The following is a 20,701-nucleotide window of genomic DNA, read 5'->3' as shown; positions in this document are numbered from 1 at the left end:
TTGCACTGTCTATCAAAACAGCACGGGTTGCTCGATGGTGTATAGGGAATCAGTATGGCAAGGAAAAAAGTGTCTACAGGTTCAGCTAATGTAGCAAAAAAGTGTCTAGTAAAATCAGGTAAAGTCACGATGCATATAAAGGAATAAAGTGATACGTATAAACCGACAGAATGATACGCATGAGTTGCTTAACTGATACGTATGAATTGCCTAACTCATACGCATGAATCACTCAACTCATGCGGATGACTTGCTTAACTCATACGCGTCACTTTTCACGTTCCTGCGTTTGGAACTGCAGTTGCATACCATTGGTTTCCCAACCTGCATTTATATATCCAACTTATTCTGCTGTAACTTCAAGAACCATACTATTTAATTGCTTCGTGGTAAACAAGTCCAACCCAACGGTCATCAGATATTCACCGGAATAAACTTTTTCAGGAAAACCGGTAAACATTTTCAAAATCTCCGGCGGAATCTCTGTCAGAGCCTCTTCGTTTTCAGGTTTAGACAGAAATCTATTCGGCAATTTCATCGGCATCTTATTAATTTCTTTCACCCGATACATCTTATTCGGATCCAATCCTTGCAAACGAACCGGAGTAATAAACTCCCCATAACGAGGATGTATATCAAAACTAAATACCACAGCCTTATTCTTATCGGGAGCAACATACATGGACGATGTATGATTACTTTCGTAAGGGGAAACCAAACGATATAACTCACCGTCCCAAATAACCGATTTCAACCGATTATAGTTTTGAACGGCTTCTTGCGCGTATTTTATCTCATTCTCATTCATTTCCGATAATTTAATATCGAAACCTAATTTACACATGGATGCCACATCTGTACGGAACTTCACACCGGTACTCTTGTTCCATGAAGTAACATGAGCACAAATTGTTTTCGCGGGAAATATATGAGAAAAGCCCCACTGAATAAACAAACGTTCAATAGGATCGGTATTATCGCTTGCCCAGAATTCCGTAAAATATTTAAGAGCTTCATAATCCGTACGGCCACCGCCACCGGAACAAAGCATCATCGGCAACTCAGAATATTTCGTTTTAATCCGCTCTAAGACATTATATAACCCGTGTACATAATCAATATAAAGCCTCGACTGTTGGTTCTTCTCATAATTAGAATAGATATTGGTAATCGGACTGTTGCAGTCCCATTTAAAGAAAGCAATGTCCGGATATTTCGTCATCAGATTATCGACCGTGTTATACACCAAATCCTGTACTTTCGGATTGCTCAAATCAAGCACTAACTGATTACGGAAATAATATTCCTCCCGATTGGGGAAATGAATAACCCAATCTGGATGCTTCTCATACAGCTCACTCTTCGGATTCACCATTTCCGGTTCTATCCAAAGACCAAATTTAACACCTTTCTCTTTAGCAGCCTGAGTCAGTCTTCCTATTCCATTCGGTAATTTCGTCTTGGTCTCATCCCAATCGCCTAAACCGGCACGATCGTTCTTACGAGGATATTTATTACCAAACCAGCCATCATCCAAAAGGAACATATCAACACCCAACTTAACTGCGTCATCCATTAAAGAGATTAACTTTTCTTCATCAAAATCAAAACCTGTCGCCTCCCAGTTATTTAATAAAGTCATACGCAATTTATCTCCATCCTTAACCTGATATTTCAATGCCCATGCATGGAAATTACGACTTGCCTGACCAACACCGTTAGCACTATACGTAAAATAAAAATCGGGAGTTCGGAATATTTCATTAGGATTCAAAGGATATTCCGAAGCATAAGGATTTATACCGGAAATGATTCTAAGTTCATTGTTATTGTCTACTTCAAAAGTAAAACGGAAATTACCGGTCCAACCCAAAGTGCCAAGTAAAACTTCACCATTATTCTCTTCTGCCTTTCTATCTAATGCTATTTCAAAAAAAGGAGAACAAATCATATCGGCACGAGCGCCTAACTTTGTATCAATAATTTTTTTACCATACGACAATTCCTGTTCGGTCATACGTACTTCCTTTGCCCAATCCCCATTAAACTGAGTCAGAAAATATTTTGCCCTATTCACATGAAGCATGGAAGAGGCATATTGATAAAGAGTTATCGGCTTCTTCTCCTGATGAGAGATCTCGGTATAGCATTTAATTACATCTTCTTTTTGATAAGCAATGTAATGCAACTTCACCGTTACAGGATAAACATCATCTTTTAAAGTAATGACTGTCTCATTCCCGCCATCTACGGCATTAGTGCTATGAGTTACATACTTCAATAGCAATGACGGATTTCCATCATTATGCGCTACATGGACAGCAGGTTCAAAATAATCCTCCATTCCACCGGTAAGATACGCTTCCGTCCCCAGCGGAAGATTCAATAAATCCGAATCATGTGTTAATCGTTTACCTAAATAAGATTGATAAAGCCGACCATCTTCTCCAACTTGTAATACAATCTCCGAGCCTTCCGTCATGACCTTTATCATTGGCTGCTGAGAAGCAAATGAATAAAAGGAAGCATTCAGAAAGTACAAAAAAATCAATAACGCTTTTCTCATGGTATGTTTTTTTAAATGTTCTTTCTAACCGGGCAAACTTACAAAATAATCTTGACTCATTTGTCATCAACTACTTGCAAATTGTAATAAGTTTCCGTAAACTTGCATTCAAGTTAAGTATACCTTAAATTATATAATGACATACACTTATGAAAAAAATCATACTTAGTATTATTGGCTGTTGTTTTAGTCTATTATCATTTGGACAAACTTATTACGACTTAGTTATTGTTGGAGGTAATCCTGGTGGTATCATGGCCGCTATTGCTGCTGCTCGCGAAGGAAAAACTTCTGTTATCTTAGAACGAACCAGTCATATCGGCGGACTTCCTGCTAATGGATTAGGGGCAACGGATATAGCTACTCGTGGCGCTACAACCGGTTTCTTTTTAGAATTTGTCAATCGAGTTAAGTCTTATTATATAAATAAGTATGGAAAGGACTCACAACAAGTGAAAGATTGCAGTGACGGCTATCACTTTGAGCCTTCTGTTGGCTACATAGTCTTTCAAAAAATGCTTAATGAGCAGAGAGAAAAAGTTACCGTCCTTACTATGAGGCAGTTTGATGCAGATAATGCAAACACCTCCATTTCAAATAATAAAATACAAAGCATTAAAATTTTAAATAGAAACACAAATCAGACAGAAGAATATGCAGGTTCTATATTTATTGATGCTACTTACGAAGGCGATTTAGGGGCAGCTGCCGGTATTCCTTATACGGTAGGGCGTGAAGGAAAAAACGAATATAATGAACCTGGAGCCGGTCGGATATACAAATACTGGGGAGGCCCAGAAGATAAAGGCTCAACTTTCCAAGCGGATAATGCAGTTCAAGCATATAACTACCGCCTTTGCCTGACAAACAATCCTAATAACCGAATTCTATTTGCCAAGCCAAAGCATTATGACCGAGAAGAATATGTTTCTATCATTGACGATATTCTAAGTGGAAGAAATACAGATAAAGCTATGCAGATAGTAACAGAGGAGATGATGAACGAAAATAGGAAAAATGTATTAGCTGGAAAAAAGACAACTATTCCTGGTGACAAATGGGGTATCTCTAAAATTACAAATATGGTAGGAATCCCTAACAGTAAGACCGATGCCAATAATCAACACGGAGTATTTTTATCAACCGATCTTCCGGAAGAAAACTGGCCATGGGCAACTTCATCATGGGAATGGCGAGATAAATTTGCCGAACGATTAAAGGAATACACTCAAGGTTTATTCTACTTCGCACAGAATGACGATAAGTTACCCCAGCAATTTAAAGATGCTACAAGAGAATGGGGCATGGCAAAAGATGAATATTTGGATAATGAACATTTCCCTCGTCAAGTGTATGTACGCGAAGGAAGACGATTCTTCGGAAAATATTTCTTTACCGCAAAAGATGCTCAACCTGTTGCCCAAGGACAGCGACCGCCTCTACATTCCAATAGTATAACAGCCAGCCATTACGCATTGGATTCTCATGCCACTCGAAAAAGAGAATCCGGACGAGTTCATTTAGACGGATTCTTGAGCTATCCAACTGCAGTTTATACCGTCCCTTACGGAGTCATCGTCTCCAAACAAATAGATAACTTACTATTACCGGTCCCTGTTTCAGGATCACATATTGGCTTCTCGACATTACGAATGGAACCTTGTTGGATGGCTATGGGACAAGCTGCCGGTGTTGCATCTGCTATATCTATTAATGACCAAACACCTGTCCAGAGAATCAACATTGAAAAACTTCAATCAAAATTAGTTCAGCAAGGAGCTACTCTTATTTATTATAAAGATGTTACCCTAAAAGACGCAGACTTTGCTCTCGTCCAATATTTAGGTCTTAAAGGTTATCTCCCAGATTGGAATGCAAACTTGGACAAGCCTATTGATTCCATTACTTTAAACGAATGGAAACAAAAAAGTGGATTAAAACTAAATCAAGCAAGACTAAACAATACCCTTCGCCGTGATGTTCTAAAAATGATATATAAGGATAAAAACTAATATAACAATCACAGCTCCATTCAAGAATAGCATACTGATTATTAAAATGTTCTATGTTAATGCAGAATCTTTTAAAAGGAATAGAATTAGAGGTAAAAAATCCTTCAGCTTAACCCTTAAAATACTCAACGCCTGAGTGATTCTATAGTTAATGGTCTTTGAGGAAACTCCGCACTTCTCTGCTATTTGATTGTAAGTCATATTTTTTAATCTGCTCATAATAAAGGTTTCCCGATAGCTTTCAGGAAGATTTTGAATCGCTTCATCTACCTTATTAAGCAGCTCATGTAAATCATAATCGTCAGAAAAGATAACGGGATTCAAATAATATTCGCAAAATTGAGCCTCGGAATTAGCATCCACCTTTTTCTTCGCAATCAAATTCAAAACCCGATTATAAGTCGATCTAAAAAGATATGACTTTAAAGAAATATCAATTAATAAATCTTCTCTATGCTCCCAAAGCCAAATCATCAGTTCTTCAACTATATTCTTTGCATCCTCCAAGTCAACAAACCGATTTGCATAAGTACAAAGCATCACATAATACTGTTTATAAATTATATTAAACGCAGTATGATTACCTTCACGCAACTGATTCAACAAGAATATTTCAGATTTTACTTGAATCATAAAGTTATATTTTCATCATTTCCACAAACTGTTTAATGCAAAGTAATAAAGTTGGCTTTTCACTATCTATACAAATCTACAAATTATTTGATACAAAGCAATAAAATTGTCTCTTTTAGTTTAGTCACTTTTCCTTTTGCTTTGTCTTAATTATAAAGAAAGCATGTTGATGGAATTAAATAAAAAAATAGAAGATTTACTCATCTCATACAGCAAGGGAAAAGCAACAAAAGAAGAAATAATCCAATTAGAGCAATGGATTCAAGAGGATAAAAGCCACAAAAAAGTTGCTGAGCAAATTGCCACATTGCAATTTGCAGCCGATGTTACACTCATGAATAAAGATATAGACACAGAAGGCTCTTTATCAAAAACTAACAGTCTCATAACTAAGAAAGAAAGGAAAATCAAAGGATTGGCATGGTTACAACGTATAGCTGCAATGCTGACCATACCTTTATTAATTTCTACTCTTTGGTTCTACCGTCAAAGCGAAAGAGAAAAGCCATCACCTCAAACAATCGAAATTAAAACAACTCCGGGGATGACTACTTCTTTGACTCTGTCTGACGGGTCGAAGGTTCATTTAAATTCCTCATCATCATTATCATATCCTTCTTCTTTTACTAACAACCAACGTAATGTCACTCTGTCAGGTGAAGCTTACTTTGAAGTAACAAAAGATTCATCAAAACCATTTATTATATCGGTTCAGAAAGGAGCAAGTATTGAAGTTCATGGAACAATTTTAAATGTTGAAGCATATAATGATGAAAACATTTCTACTACACTTATAGAAGGTGCCGTTGATTTCCGTTTTCAAAAGAACGGGCAATTTAAAAAAGTTATTCTTCAACCTCTGGAGAAACTTGTTTACGAATCGAAAACAGGAAATACTAAACTTTATCATACATCAGGACAAAGCGAAACCGCATGGATTAATGGAAAAATTATTTTTGATAATACTCCAATGAATGAAGCGTTCAATCAAATTGGTAAACACTTCAATATAGAATTTGTTTTCAATAGTAAACGTCGTTTCAAAGATGAAGCCTTTACGGGTACTTTCTCAACGCAACGCTTTGAACGAATCATGGAATACTTTAAAGTTGCCTCCGGAATACGATGGAGATACATAAATAGTTCTAATATTAATGATAAAAAACAGCAAGTAGAGATTTATTAAACATGTGTCGAACCTTTAAATTTAATCCATTATGAAAAGAAAAATTCCTCCATAAAAAAGCATACGATTGATATTGGCGTACCAATCGTATGGAAAAACCAATCTGCTTGTTTGGCGACAAGCAATTAAGTGATCAATTTTTAATAACTAAGACATTGCGAAATTATGCAAAAATCCTTTATCAACCTAATAAATTGTATGATAAAGCCAATAGGACTATCATTCAAAAAAATACCTTTGTGTATGAGACTTTGTGTATTGTTTTTAATATGCTCCATAGGTTTAACGTATGCTAACGATACCTATGCACAAAAGACAGAATTCAGTATTACTATAACCAATCAAACAGTAAAATCTGTTCTTAAAGAAATTGAGAACAATTCCGATTTTGATTTCTTCTTTAGTAATAAATACGTCGACGTCGACCGTATTGTTTCTATTTCCGCTAAAAATGAAAATGTATTTAAAATCTTGAATAAACTCTTCGCCGGCACCGATGTCGTTTATTCTGTATTAGACAAAAAAATCATTCTTACTAAAAGAGGTATAAGTGATGAAAAAGAACTTACATCAGTCTCTGGAATAGATCAAACGAAGCATTCCATTTCCGGAAAAGTTCAGGATTCAAACGGAGATCCTATTATCGGAGCTAATGTCCTTGAAAAAGGGACTACTAATGGAACGATCACCGATGTAGATGGCAATTTCATGTTGAATATAGATAACGATGCTACCTTAATTGTTTCCTATATCGGCTATACGACGAATGAAATCAAGGTAGGAAATCAAAAAGCAGTAACTATTGTTTTAAAAGAAGATGCAGAATCTTTAGAAGAAATAGTGGTAGTAGGATATGGAACACAGAAGAAAGTGAATCTGACAGGAGCAGTTGACCAAATTACCAGTGATGTCTTTAAAGGTCGTCCCTCTTCAAATGTAACTCAAATGCTCGAAGGCGCAGTTCCAAATTTAAACATCTCCTTGGCTGATGGCAAGCCCGGACGTACAGCAGACTTTAATATTCGTGGCACTGGTTCTATCAATGGTGGCAGTGCATTAGTTTTAATTGATGGCGTAGAAGGTGACCCGTCGCTATTAAATCCAAACGACATTGAAAGTGTATCTGTTTTAAAAGACGCGGCAGCTTCTGCAATATATGGAGCCAGAGCTCCGTTTGGAGTGGTATTAATCACAACAAAAAACGCAACAGAAGGTAAACCTAAAATCACGTATTCTTCCAATTACACCTTTCAAGCTCCTCAAAATGTACCGGATGTTGTGTCAGATGGATATATATGGGCAGAGCATTTTTATGAAGCCTACTATAATTACAATCATTCCAACCCTTCTGGCATAAACAAAACACAACAATTTTCTACTGCGTGGTTGGAAGAATATAAACGACGCCATGATTCCGGTGATTTCGGAACCGTCATTTCAGACGGAGCTATAGGCACAAAAGGACGTTATGTGTATTATCCAAAAGGGACCGACTATTATGATTTATTGTATAAAGACCATGTATTTAGTCAAAATCAAAACTTATCCATTTCAGGATCAGACGGGAAATTCGATTATTATTTGTCCGGACGGTTTTTTACTTACAATGGATTATTTGATAGCAAAGACCAAACAGATAAGATGACAACTTATAATATGCGTTTTAAAGGAGGCTATCAGCTGACTCCATGGTTAAAGATAAATAACAATTTTGAACTCAACAATAATAAATACTATAACCCTATTACATATTCTGAAGGTTCCGGATTAATTTGGAGAAATATTGCCGACGAAGGACATCCTTCCTCACCAATGTTTAATCCGGATGGAACTTTAAGTTATTCTGCTGTTTATACCGTTGGTGATTTATTATACGGGCAGAGTGGCATCACATCACAAAATCAAGTAGTGAAAAACACTACCAGCTTCACTGCCAGTTTCTTTAACAATAAGTTACGTGTGAATGGCGACGCAACTTACAAACGTACAAATATTGAGCGTACCCATAAAAATGTACGTTCTCCTTACTCAAGATCAGTAGACGATGAAGGTAATAGTATTATTGAATACATTACAGGAACACATTCCAACATTTCTGAAACTATGAGTAGGCAAAATTATATTGCTGCTAACATCTATGCGGAATATGAAGATCTTTTATTTGAAAAACATAGCTTTAAGGTTATGGCTGGTTGGAACTATGAAAAGTCTAACTACAAGAAACTTTACGCTAAAAATGATAATCTTCTAACAGATGAAGTTAAGAATATTAATTTAGCGATGGGCACAGATAATAAATCGATTTCTTCTGATTGGACCGCATATCAGTTTGGCGGTGCTTTCTTCCGTTTAAATTACGCTTTTGATCAACGCTATTTATTTGAATTTAATGGACGTTATGATGCATCATCCCGTTTCCCCGAAAACCAACGATGGGCATTCTTCCCTTCTGCTTCTATCGGTTGGAGAGTATCACAAGAACCATGGTATAAGATTGATCCGAAAATTGTTTCCAACATAAAAATACGTGCATCATGGGGTGAATTAGGTAATGCAACAGGATTAAGTAATTATCAATATAAGCAAATCTTATCCATATCCAATTCTGACTACATACTAAATGGTCTGAGACAAAGCTATATGTCATCGCCCGCCGCTTTGCCAAACGGATTAACATGGGAAACTGCCACAACCTATGACGTAGGTGCCGATTTAGGCTTCTTTGATAATAAATTAACATTAACAGGCGACTACTACATTCGTAAAACTACAGATATGATTGTTGCCGGTCCTACTGTTCCCGATGTTTTTGGCGCATCATCACCAAAAGGAAATTACGCGGATATGTCTACCTATGGTTATGAAATCTCTTTAGAATGGCACGATCATTTTAATTTGGCAGGGAAACGTTTTAATTATAGTATTAAAGGAACATTGGCTGATTATTATTCTGTGATAGACAAATATAATAATGCAAATTATTCTTTGGATACTCATGCTAATCAGTCTTTATACAATAATTATTATAAAGGAATGCGAATCGGTGAATTATGGGGATATGTATCCAATGGTTTGTGGCAGGATCAAGCAAGTATAGATGCTGCTGAAGCAAAAGCTCAAGCTGCGGGTCAGAAGTATTATAATCCTTTGATGGCTACATCTAAAACTTATAAATTATATCCCGGAGATATTAAATTCGAGGATTTAAATGGAAATGGTTATATTGATAGAGGACAAAATACCGTTGATGACCCGGGTGATCGAAAGATTATAGGAAACGAAGACCCACGCTATATTTATAGTTTTAACTTTTCTGCAGATTGGAATAATCTCTGGTTTAGCGCATTCTTCCAAGGAGTGGGAAAACAAGATTGGTATCCTTCAAACGAGGCTTCCATTTTTTGGGGACAATATAACCGCCCTTACAATCAGATGCCTACATGGCACGTAGATAACTATTGGACAGAAAACAATACAGAAGCCTTTTTGCCTCGCTATACCGGATATTATGCCCCATTCTACAGTGGTCATTATAATGCAAATACACGTTACTTAATGGACGTTTCTTATTTACGCTTGAAGAATCTTCAGATAGGATATAATTTACCATCAAGTCTGACAAAAAAAGTTGGTATAAACAATATTGGCATTTATATTTCTTGTGAGAATCTATTTACGTGGTCTCCACTCTATAAATACACAAAAGATATTAATGTCTCCAATATTGGTTCTTCCGATATAGATTTGACAACAGGATCAGGTGATGGATATAATTATCCTATGATGAAATCTATCAGCTTAGGTTTGAACATTACGTTTTAATAAATAAGAACTTAAAGATATGAAGAATATATATATATTAGGAACCATTTTTATTTTAGGCTCTTTATTGGTAAGTTGCGACTTTAATGAGGAACCAGAGTCATCGGCATCTGTTTCCATGGTTTTTAGCTCAGAACAAGGACTTGAAACATACGCTTACTCATTCTATAATGAACTTCCAAGTCGATCGAATGCATTCAATAGAAATGCAACCATCGATTATGGACCTAAAAACACCTTAAGTGGAATGGAAGTTGGTGCATATACTGTCAATTCATCCACAAGTTGGTCGTGGACAGCATTAAGAAATATCAATTTTTTCCTTGAAAACAATACGGACAAATCATTAAGTGAAAACGTACGCAATAACTATACAGGTATTGCACGACTTTTTAGAGCTCGTTTTTATTTCGATAAATTAGTGACATACGGCCCGGTGCCATGGATTGAGAAAGTCTTTAATGATTCCGATGACCCTGACTTGTATAATTCACAAGATACAAGAGATGTGATTATTGGTCATATCATTGACGACTTAGATTATGCGTATCAGAATATCACCCAATCAGGCACAACGAATAACTCAACAATTGTTAATAAATGGACCGCCATTGCCTTTAAGTCACGCGTTTGCCTTTTTGAAGCTGCATGGCGAAAATATCACGCCAATGATGAATTAGATTTCGCTCGTAGTGGTTGTTCTGAATATACTTCAGCCCAACTATATCAATTAGCCGCAGACGCAGCAAAAGAAGTCATTGAAAAGGGACCATATAAGCTTTATACAATAGGAGAATATAAAGGAGGAAGAGGAGCTTACCGCTCTTTGTTTATTTCAGATAAAGCAGTGACAACAGAAGTAATGATGGCTATAGAAACAGATAAAGAACTTGGCTTGGGTGAACAAAACTGGTGGTATAACTCTTCAACTTACGGACCTCATCTATGTATGAGCAGGAAATTTGCTAATACGTATTTGAATATTGACGGCTCTCCTTATAACGAAAAAAAAGCTGACGGTTCTTATAAAACTTTTGTTGAAGAAACGACAGGACGTGATACACGTATGAATCAGACAATACGCGGAGCTGATTATACTCGTAAGAATGCCTCCGGCAATTATGAAAATACTTCTGCTAATTTTACAGGACACACATTGACAGGGTATCAGTTTACAAAATTTGCAATGGATGATGTTGCCTATGACGATGCCGCAACAAATGACAATGATATTCCTATTATGCGTTATGCTGAAATTCTTCTAAATTATGCTGAAGCGAAGGCGGAACTTGGTACACTAACCGATAATGATTGGGCTATTACAATTGGAGCATTGAGATCGCGTGCAGGAATAACAGGCGGAACAAATGAAACAGGGACGTTAACCACCAAGCCGACTGGCATAGAGCCTTACATTGCTGCTTATTATCCTGATATTACAGACCCTTCCCTTCTGGAAATTCGTCGTGAAAGAGAAATAGAACTCTGTTTGGAGGGATTTCGCCTAAATGATTTAAAACGTTGGAATTGTTGTAATTTATGGGTTGATGACCCTTGGGAAGGCGTTTATATTCCGGCACTAAACACCCCTTTAGATATGAATGGCGACGGAGTTTATGATGCATATTTCTATGATACCGATAATATCGGAGACTCCAACTATTCGTCTATCGGAGTATATGTAGGAACAAATAAGAATAATGTATTAAATGTAGAAAAGGTTAATGGTGGTTATTTTATGAAGTATAACTACTCCGGAAGAAGTTGGCCTGTACGTCAATATCTATATCCAATCCCGGAAGTTGTGATTCAATTAAACAACAATAACTTAAAGCAAAATCCAGGTTGGTAATTATATATAAGAAATAAATATGAATAAGAATATTTTTATAGCAATAGTATTTTTATGGTTTTGCTTTCTCACAGGATGTAAAACGGTAAGTACATCAAGAAGTTCAATGACAATGCCCTTTACTGTCGCAACTTATAATATCCGCTATGCTAATAACGGAGATTCTATCAATGGGAATGGATGGGGACAGCGCTATCCGTACATAGCCAAACTTATCCAATTCCATGGATTTGATATTTTTGGTACAGAAGAAGGAAAATATCAACAGTTACAAGATTTAAAAGCAGTAATGCCGGCTTATGACTATATAGGAGTAGGACGTGATGATGGTAAGACAGGAGGAGAATTCTCTGCCATCTTTTACAGAAAAGATATGTTTGAAGTATTAGACCATGGAGATTTCTGGCTATCAACACAAACAGACCATCCAAACAAAGGATGGGACGCTGCATTGCCAAGAATATGTACATGGGGAAAATTTAGGATGAAAACAACGGGCTTTATCTTCGTCTATTACAATCTCCACATGGACCACATTGGTAAACAAGCTCGTACTGAAAGCGCAAAACTAATACTCAGGAAAATAAAGGATATGCCAGAGAAACTGCCGGTTATACTATCCGGAGATTTTAATGTAGACCAATTCAATGAGTCATATAAGCTATTAAATACTTCCGGCATTTTACAAGATTCTTTTGATAAAGCAGAATTTGTATATAACTCTAATGGGACGTTCAATAATTTTAAAGTAGATAATTGGACAAATAGAAGAATAGATCATATATTCTTGACAAACGATTTTAAAGTAAAAAAGTATGGCATTTTAACGGATACCTATCAATCAAAGACAAAAAAGAATGATGGAGAAGAAACCTATCAGGCAAGAACTCCATCAGATCATTATCCTGTAATGATCATAGCGGAAATTAGAACTGACAAATAACATTGTATTTTTGTTAAACTTTTCCCTGTTTAGCAAACAAGAAAAGGCTGGCTCCATATCTTGCAGAGCCAGCCCTAATCATTCTTTCATATACAGCCTCAGCCCCGTCCGGTTTGGGATAAGCATTCTCAAAACAAATTCAAATATTCGGTATCTTCAGTGGTATATCCAACGAACATCTCAGGTTTATTATCAAAAATCGAGCATAAGCATCCCACTCTCCAAAGGCTGCGACTGACATAATGGTATAAGCTAATCGGCAGAGGGATATATATCTGTAATGATAAGTTTCCGCCTTCATCAAAAGTATCTGTCCGGTCGTCCGTATGAGTTACTAAAGTCATGCGGATGAGTTGCTCGATTCATGCGGATGAGTTGCTCAACTGATGCGGATGAGTTGCTCGGTTCATACGTATCACTTTTCTCGGTCTCCCTTATGATTAATTTAAATGAATCAGATGAAAAAGCGAAAACATCGTTTAAGTATGCTCTGTGGCTGTTTTATCCGTTTATTTAAAAAGATAATGGTGGGGCAGAGAATAAAAAGATACCACAGCTTCAGTCGGTATCATCACTTATACTATCTTTTTTACCTTTAAAGAATAAAGTCAAAATATTATCTTTATATTTGTAGTATAGAAAATATTAATTTTTAAATTTTAATGATTATGAGATTGAAGTATGTATTAGGATGGCACTTATCGCTTTGATGGTGATGCCTTCTTGTAAAAAACCTGCGACACAGCAGGATGAGCAGGCTCTGACACCTGCTAATAAAGAAATTTGTATTCAATTGTATTCTGTCCGCGACTTATTAAAAGACCATCCTATTGATTCTTTGCTGCCAAAGTTGGCAAAAATGGGATATACAAGTGTAGAAGCTGCGGGGTACAATGATAAAGATGGTACATTCTATGGAAAGACTCCGGAAGAGTTTAAGAAATTAGTTGAAGCTAATGGTATGGCAGTCCTTTCCTCTCATGTATCTCATAACTTGAGTGATGAGGATTTGAAGAAGGGTGACTTTACTCCTGAATTGGATTGGTGGAAAGCTACTGTTGCTGCTCATAAGGCTGCAGGAATGAAATACATTGCTGACCCTTGGATTGGCCCGCAAAAGAATATCAAGGATTTACAACTTTATTGTGATTATTTGAATGCTATAGGAAAATTGTGCGCAGATAACGGAATAAAGTTTGGTTATCATAATCATAGTTATGAGTTCGAGAAGATTGAAGACCAGATTATGTACGATTATATGTTGACTCATACTGATCCCAATTATGTATTCTTTGAGATGGATGTTTATTGGGTAATACGTGGCGCTGCCAGTCCGGTTGCCTATTTCAAGCAGTATCCCGGTCGCTTCAAACTGTTGCATATTAAAGATGAAGCAGAGTTAGGACAGAGTGGTATGGTTGGATTTGATGCCATCTTTAATAACGTGAAGATATCAGGTGCTGAAGGTATTGTTGTTGAGGTTGAACGTTACAATATGCCTGTATTGGAAAGCGTTATGGAGAGTATCAATTATTTAAAGAATGCTCCTTTTGTTCCGGCTTCGTATCAGAACTAATTCGTTTAAATATATACATATAAAGAGGATAATCTTTTGGGTCATCCTCTTTATGTATATTATAACGTTACTCCATTTTTAAAGATGGCGAAATCATGATAGCTGTTCTGTTCTTTCTATTCAAATTGACATAGACTAAAACTGTGAGCCATGAAATCCGGCGCAAGCCTTCACCCCAAATAGATGTGACTCCCAATACTCCTTTCGCGACTCCTTTGAATAGGAAAAATTAAAGTCATTTGAACATTCATAAAACGATGATTTCATCAAATTCTTATACTCTTTCTACAATGGAGCCGATTATTTTTATTAAATTCGCCCAAATCTAAATAAAGAATTAATTACTATGAAATTAATAGCAGATAGTGGCGCGACCAAATCTGATTGGGCTTGTATAGAAAAGGATGGAACAATTATTCGTTTCTCCAGTGCCGGCTATAATCCAAATTATATCAGTCAAAAGTATATTATAGATGATATTCAGCGATGTTTTCCGAGTAAGTTGAAAGTTAATGAAGTAGATGAGATCTTCTTTTATGGAGCTGGGGTGACAAAACTATTGGAACCATTTATGCAATCAGCTCTTCAAAAAGCATTTCCTAAGGCAACGAATATTTATACTGCTACCGATTTAATGGGGTCTGCTCATGCAACTCTTGGGAATCATCCCGGTTTTACTACAATACTTGGAACAGGAATGAACAGTTGTATTTATGATGGAAAAGATATTGCTTATCGCATAGGCTCTTTGGGATTTATATTAGGGGATGAGGGAAGCGGCTCATACTTAGGAAAAATATTGATACGTGACTTTATGCGTCATAATATGAGTAATAAAGTATACGCAATAGTAAAGAATAAATTGCAAAAGACAGATGATGAATTGATAAATCAGATTTATAAGCAACCAATGCCAAATCGTTTCTGTGCGCAGTATAGTAAGTTTATAGAAGACAATTTAGATGCAGATCCTTACTTTTATGATTTGGTACATGATGCCTTTGATGCCATGTTTCGAAATATGATTTCACATTATCCAAATTATAAACAATATAAATTTAATAGTGTAGGATCTGTCGGTTATTGTTTTAGGAATATTTTGGAGAAGGTAGCTACAGACTATGGCATGGAGCTTGGAATCATTCTCCGTTACCCGTTAGATGGATTAATTAAATACCATAAATAAAATGAAAAGTACTCATTTATATCTGTTAGTTGCTTTTGTTCTTTTGCTAAGTAGTTGTAAAGGAACAAAGTTTGGAGAAGAAATAATTACTTGCGGAGATGATAAATTGTTGATTATATCTCCGGAACAGTCGCAAGGTGAAGAAGCTAAAGTTGTTTGGGAATGGAAGGTGTCGGATGCAGTAGGACAAATTCCGGAGAAATATCAAAAGTTAATGATTCCTTTAGATGACTGCAAACCTATTGATAATAATAATAAAATATTACTTACTTCTTCCGGTGGAGGAGCTGTTTTACTTGATAGAACAACAAAGAAATGTTTGTTTTATGCTGATGTTCCGATGGCGCATTCTATTGAAATGTTACCAAATAATAAAATAGTGGTTGCTCTTTCCACTCATCCAAAAGGAAATAGTATTGAGCTTTTTGACATGAATAAGCCGGAACAAGTCCTTTTTCGGGATAGTTTGTATTCCGGGCACGGAGTGGTTTGGATGCCAAAGCAGCATTTACTTTACGCACTCGGATATGATGTTTTAAGAGCTTATTCTTTGCAGGATTGGAACTCTGAAAAACCATTTTTGAAATTGGAAAAGCAGTGGGTTTTACCGTCTGAAGGTGGACATGATTTAGTCCCTATTTCTAATAAAGAGTTGATCGTTACCAATCATGCCGGTATTTTTCGCTTTAGCGCTGAAACAAGCGAATTTACTCCATTTGAATCGTTAGAAGGTATGGATAATATCAAATCTGTCAACTATGATCCGGAATCTAAACGGTTAATTTATACGAAAGCCGAGATTAGTTGGTGGACTCATCATATTTATTTAGAGAATCCAAAGCAAACTTTTACAATTGATAGCGTAAAATTGTATAAGGTACGTACAAGTCGTTAATATTAAAAGAGAAATGAAATTTATAAATAAACGGATCTTCCTTTTCTTTGCATTTTGTTTAACTGTATACTTTGCTTTTGCTGTAGATGTGAAAGTAGATACAGAAAGAAAAGTGAAAGAGGCTATACCAAATCCTGATCTTCAGAAAAAGGTTTGGGACGCTATGTGGATTACTTGTCCCGGAGTTTCTTTGTTGGATTATGGAGTATATCATTTTCGTAAGACTTTTGACTTAGAAGCCGTACCTGAATCATTTGTGGTAAATGTGTCGGCAGATAATCGCTACCGTCTTTATGTTAATGGGGAATCGGTTTGCTATGGCCCTGCCAGAGGTGATTTAATGCATTGGTATTATGAGACTGTAGACATTGCGCCATTATTAAAATCCGGTAGGAATGTTATTTCTGCTTTGGTTTGGAATGCCGCAAATTATAAACCGGGTGCTCAGATTTCTTTGAATACCGGATTCATTCTCCAAGGCAATACGGAAAAAGAATTCATTGTTAATACAAACGATTCATGGAAAGTGATAAACGATAAGGCTTATTCTCCTTCGCCTGATAACCGTCAGGATACGGGATGTGCTGATAGAATTGATGGTTTAATTTATCCATGGGGATGGGAAACAATGAACTACGATGACAGTAACTGGTTAAAAGCAATTATGATATCTCGTGCTCTGCCCTACGGGTTAGGGACAGGATACAATTGGGTGCTTTGCCCTCGTGATATTCCTTTAATGGAGGACAAACCATTGAGAATGAAGACAATCCGTCGAACGAATGGAATTCAGGTGACTGATACTTTTCTTCAGGGAAAAACTTCGATAACAATTCCGGCGAATAAAAAAGTTTCTTTTCTCATAGATCAAACTTTCCTAACCAATGCTTATCCTATGCTGACTGTTTCCGGTGGTAAGGGAAGTGAGATTCTTATTCGCTATGCTGAGGCTATGAAGAAAGATGGACAGAAGGCAAATCGAAATGATGTTAACGGACGCGAAATTACCGGTTGGGTGGACAAATTTTATCCTGATGGCGGCTCAAATCGTTTGTTCAGTTCTCTTTGGTTCCGTACTTACCGATATGTAGAAGTGGATATTACCACCAAGGAAGAAGCTCTAAATTTACTTGATTTTTATGGTATGTACACTGCTTATCCATTTAAGGAAAACGGTAGCTTTGTGAGTGATGAGGCTGATCTTTCAAAAATTTGGGAAGTAGGTTGGCGTACTGCTCGACTTTGTGCCAACGAAACTTACTTCGACTGTCCGTATTACGAACAGCTTATGTATGTTGGAGATACCCGAATCCAGGCTTTAATCTCACTGTATGTCAGTGGGGACGACCGTTTAATGCGAAAAGCCATTAAAATGTTCGATTATTCGCGTACATACGAAGGCATTACTGCCAGTCGTTATCCATCGCATGTTGCTCAGTATATCCCGCCATTTTCTCTATATTGGATTAATATGGTACACGACTATTGGATGTATCGCGATGATCCTATATTTGTAGAGTCTTGTTTGCCGGGAGTATTAAGTGTGTTAGAGTGGTTCAGAGATAAGATAGATGCCCGAACGGGAGTGCTTGGCTATTTACCTCACTGGAACTTTATTGATTGGCCGAAAGAATGGCCTTGGGATAATAATTTACCTCTGGGTGGAACTCATAGAGCTACTATTGACGGTGGTTCTGCCATCATTTCTCTGCAATATGCTTATGCTATAAAAGATGCTGTTGATTTGTTAAACGCATTTGGTGAAACTTATTTAGCTGAGCGTTATAAACAGTTGGGAGCTTCTATTAGTAATCATATCTGGAACGATTGTTGGAACGAGAGTAAACAACTCCTTGCCGACGACTTACAAGGAAGCAGTTACAGCCAACATGTAAATATTATGGGAATCCTTTCTGATGCTGTCCCTCAGAATAAGCAAGTAGAAGTATTTAATCGTTTAGATACCGATTCTTCACTTATTCAAGCTACTTTCTATTATCGGTTTTATTTATTTAAGGCTTTAAAGAAAGTTGGTTTGGCCGAACATTATGTTTCTATGCTTCAACCTTGGAAAGATATGATTAACATAGGGCTAACTACTTTTGCTGAGAATCCGGAGCCAACCCGTTCCGATTGTCATGCTTGGAGTGCCAGTCCTTGTATCGATTTTTTAGCAACAATTTGTGGTGTCGAACCGGCTGAACCCGGATTTAAGTCTGTTAAAGTAGAACCTCATTTGGGTACTCTGAAAAGAATAAAGGGGAATGTTCCGCATCCTAAGGGTCTCATTAATGTGGTATTAGAGCAGAAGGGTGACAACCTTAAAGGTAGAATTATATTGCCGGCAGGTTTGTCAGGAACATTCAATTGGTTTGGAAATAAGAAGGCTCTTTGTGAAGGAATAAATGATATAAATGTAAGTAAAAAATAATAGGATGAAACTGCTAAAGAACTTAGTTTTATTCGGTCTGTTGACTATGTTCGGACTGAATGTACAGGGACAAAGTACACCTGTAAAACCAATTAATATTGATTTATGGCAGAACGGACTCCCAAATTCAAATGGTAAAGAATCGGAGGGCTATAACGAAGATGAGCGAAATTATAAGCCAAGTATTTGGGTTTACCTCCCGGAAAAGACAAAATTGCCTACAAAAGCTGTGATAATCTGCCCGGGGGGAGGTTATGGGGTACTTTGTTATGGGTATGAAGGATTTGAATGGGCTGATTATTTCCTTACTCAAGATGTGGCTACTGTTGTGTTAAAATACCGTCTTCCTTATGGACATCCGGAAGTTCCACAATCGGATGTGTATGAGGCTATTAGAATTATTAAAGCTCATGCGGCGGAATGGAATATTGATATGAATGGCATTGGAGTGATGGGCTTTTCCGCAGGGGGGCATTTGGCTTCAACCGTAGCAACTCATGCGGCAACCGAAGTGATGCCGAACTTTCAAATCTTAATGTATCCGGTTATTTCATCTGATCCAAAGATTGGGCACATGGGCTCATTTGAGAATTTATTGGGTAAAAACGCAACAAAGAATCAGTTGGAACTATATAGTAACGAGTTACAGGTGAAAGATAATACACCACGAGCTTTTATCGCCCTTTCCGACGATGATTCTATTGTTAATCCATTAAACTCTACTCGTTATTATGATGCTTTGAAGACGCGTCATATTCCAGCTGCACTCCATATATATCCTACGGGAGAGCATGGTTGGGGGATGAATGAGCATTTCCGTTATCATCAACAGATGGAATCGGATTTAAGTGCATGGCTCCGATCATTCTAATTGTAGTGTAGGTTTCATATATAAGCTGTAAGTCTTATTCTTGACGGGGATTAATAACGTTTCGCCTTAACGGAACACCAGCGAAAGTAAATAATTGGTATTATCCCAGAACAAAAGGATATGATACATGACTATCTAAGTGGGATATTTCTACACAGTTTTTAAAGAGATTCATTAATATTTTTGAAAGAGACGCAGATGAAAAGATTACTTATGTCCAAAATAAAACAACTACTTTTGCTACAAACTTTAAATCCAGCGCAGACGGTAACAAGCGATCAATTAAGAACGTTAATTCTAAACTTTTACGATGCCATTATCATAGAAAAAAACGCCCAAAAAGGATTTCGTCCTAAAAAGGTTAGTAATGGCACTGTATCGACAACAATAAGTCCAATGAGTGACGCATTTTCACGATCTGTAAATTTCTAAAAATTATGAAGACTCTTATTTCTTTAATTTTAGTATGCTTCTGCTTATGTTCATGTAAAAAAAAGCAGATGGATACTGAAACAATGATTCTTGGAAAGACCTTTAGCAATCAAAGTCTATCTCTTTCCTTTGAAGAAAAAGATTCGGTTTCTTTCCAAGCCAGAAATACTTTAACGTGAGTTCGACGAATTCAAAATAAGGCAAGCTGTGTATCAATTGTTCTGGTAACATTGATACACGGCTTCTTTGGAAAACAGCAGTATGCTGCTATTGCAGCCAAGAGGTTGACCATGAAA

13 protein-coding genes and 1 pseudogene are annotated in these 20,701 nt (G+C 36.7%); 11 read left to right on the top strand and 3 right to left on the bottom strand.

The window, feature by feature from the left end:
* Nucleotides 1-343: 343 nt before the first annotated feature.
* Nucleotides 344-2,566 carry an alpha-galactosidase gene (locus LO761_RS12130; protein WP_272818543.1) on the bottom strand — a complete coding sequence of 741 codons (2,223 nt, stop codon included), beginning with the start codon at nt 2,564-2,566 and terminating at the stop codon, nt 344-346.
* A 149-nt stretch (nt 2,567-2,715) separates the two neighbouring features.
* On the opposite strand from LO761_RS12130, the gene LO761_RS12125 reads away from it, so the two are divergent.
* Nucleotides 2,716-4,578, top strand: a complete 1,863-nt coding sequence (locus tag LO761_RS12125) for an FAD-dependent oxidoreductase (RefSeq protein ID WP_272818542.1) — start codon at nt 2,716-2,718, stop codon at nt 4,576-4,578.
* 51 nt (nt 4,579-4,629) lie between these two features.
* Here LO761_RS12125 and LO761_RS12120 read toward each other — a convergent pair whose 3' ends face one another.
* On the bottom strand, nt 4,630-5,211 hold the full coding sequence (locus LO761_RS12120) for an RNA polymerase sigma-70 factor (RefSeq protein ID WP_272818541.1): 582 nt from the start codon (nt 5,209-5,211) through the stop codon (nt 4,630-4,632).
* A 169-nt stretch (nt 5,212-5,380) separates the two neighbouring features.
* Between LO761_RS12120 and LO761_RS12115 the strand changes: the two genes are divergently transcribed.
* The 10 genes from LO761_RS12115 (at nt 5,381) to LO761_RS12070 (ending at nt 20,405) form a co-directional block, all read left to right on the top strand.
* Nucleotides 5,381-6,397 (top strand): FecR family protein, encoded by a 1,017-nt coding sequence (locus LO761_RS12115; protein WP_272818540.1) that lies wholly within the window; start codon nt 5,381-5,383, stop codon nt 6,395-6,397.
* Nucleotides 6,398-6,640: 243 nt separating this feature from the next.
* Nucleotides 6,641-10,219, top strand: a complete 3,579-nt coding sequence (locus LO761_RS12110) for a TonB-dependent receptor (RefSeq protein WP_272818539.1) — start codon at nt 6,641-6,643, stop codon at nt 10,217-10,219.
* Between the two features lie 19 nt (nt 10,220-10,238).
* The gene (locus LO761_RS12105; protein ID WP_272818538.1) at nt 10,239-12,071 is read left to right on the top strand and encodes a RagB/SusD family nutrient uptake outer membrane protein; all 1,833 of its coding nucleotides are present in this window, start codon (nt 10,239-10,241) and stop codon (nt 12,069-12,071) included.
* Nucleotides 12,072-12,177: 106 nt separating this feature from the next.
* Nucleotides 12,178-13,014, top strand: a complete 837-nt coding sequence (locus LO761_RS12100) for an endonuclease/exonuclease/phosphatase family protein (protein WP_272818545.1) — start codon at nt 12,178-12,180, stop codon at nt 13,012-13,014.
* A gap of 691 nt (nt 13,015-13,705) precedes the next feature.
* Nucleotides 13,706-14,590 carry a sugar phosphate isomerase/epimerase family protein gene (locus LO761_RS12095; RefSeq protein WP_407951571.1) on the top strand — a complete coding sequence of 295 codons (885 nt, stop codon included), beginning with the start codon at nt 13,706-13,708 and terminating at the stop codon, nt 14,588-14,590.
* Between the two features lie 346 nt (nt 14,591-14,936).
* Nucleotides 14,937-15,776: an N-acetylglucosamine kinase gene (locus LO761_RS12090; RefSeq protein ID WP_272818537.1), complete on the top strand. Its 840-nt coding sequence runs from the start codon at nt 14,937-14,939 to the stop codon at nt 15,774-15,776.
* A gap of 1 nt (nt 15,777) precedes the next feature.
* Nucleotides 15,778-16,671, top strand: a complete 894-nt coding sequence (locus LO761_RS12085) for a DUF6528 family protein (protein ID WP_272818536.1) — start codon at nt 15,778-15,780, stop codon at nt 16,669-16,671.
* A 13-nt stretch (nt 16,672-16,684) separates the two neighbouring features.
* Entirely contained in the window at nt 16,685-19,102 is a 2,418-nt protein-coding gene (locus LO761_RS12080; protein WP_272818535.1) for a family 78 glycoside hydrolase catalytic domain, read from the top strand.
* Nucleotides 19,103-19,106: 4 nt separating this feature from the next.
* Nucleotides 19,107-19,973, top strand: a complete 867-nt coding sequence (locus LO761_RS12075) for an alpha/beta hydrolase (protein ID WP_272818534.1) — start codon at nt 19,107-19,109, stop codon at nt 19,971-19,973.
* A gap of 198 nt (nt 19,974-20,171) precedes the next feature.
* The gene (locus LO761_RS12070; protein ID WP_272818533.1) at nt 20,172-20,405 is read left to right on the top strand and encodes a hypothetical protein; all 234 of its coding nucleotides are present in this window, start codon (nt 20,172-20,174) and stop codon (nt 20,403-20,405) included.
* Between the two features lie 190 nt (nt 20,406-20,595).
* Here LO761_RS12070 and LO761_RS12065 read toward each other — a convergent pair.
* Nucleotides 20,596-20,701, bottom strand: a pseudogene (locus LO761_RS12065) (IS982 family transposase); the annotation flags it as partial.

Origin of the sequence: Phocaeicola oris (assembly GCF_021295095.1) — a bacterium.
Taxonomy (GTDB): domain Bacteria; phylum Bacteroidota; class Bacteroidia; order Bacteroidales; family Bacteroidaceae; genus Phocaeicola; species Phocaeicola oris.
This window is presented reverse-complemented; position numbering and strand designations above follow the sequence as displayed.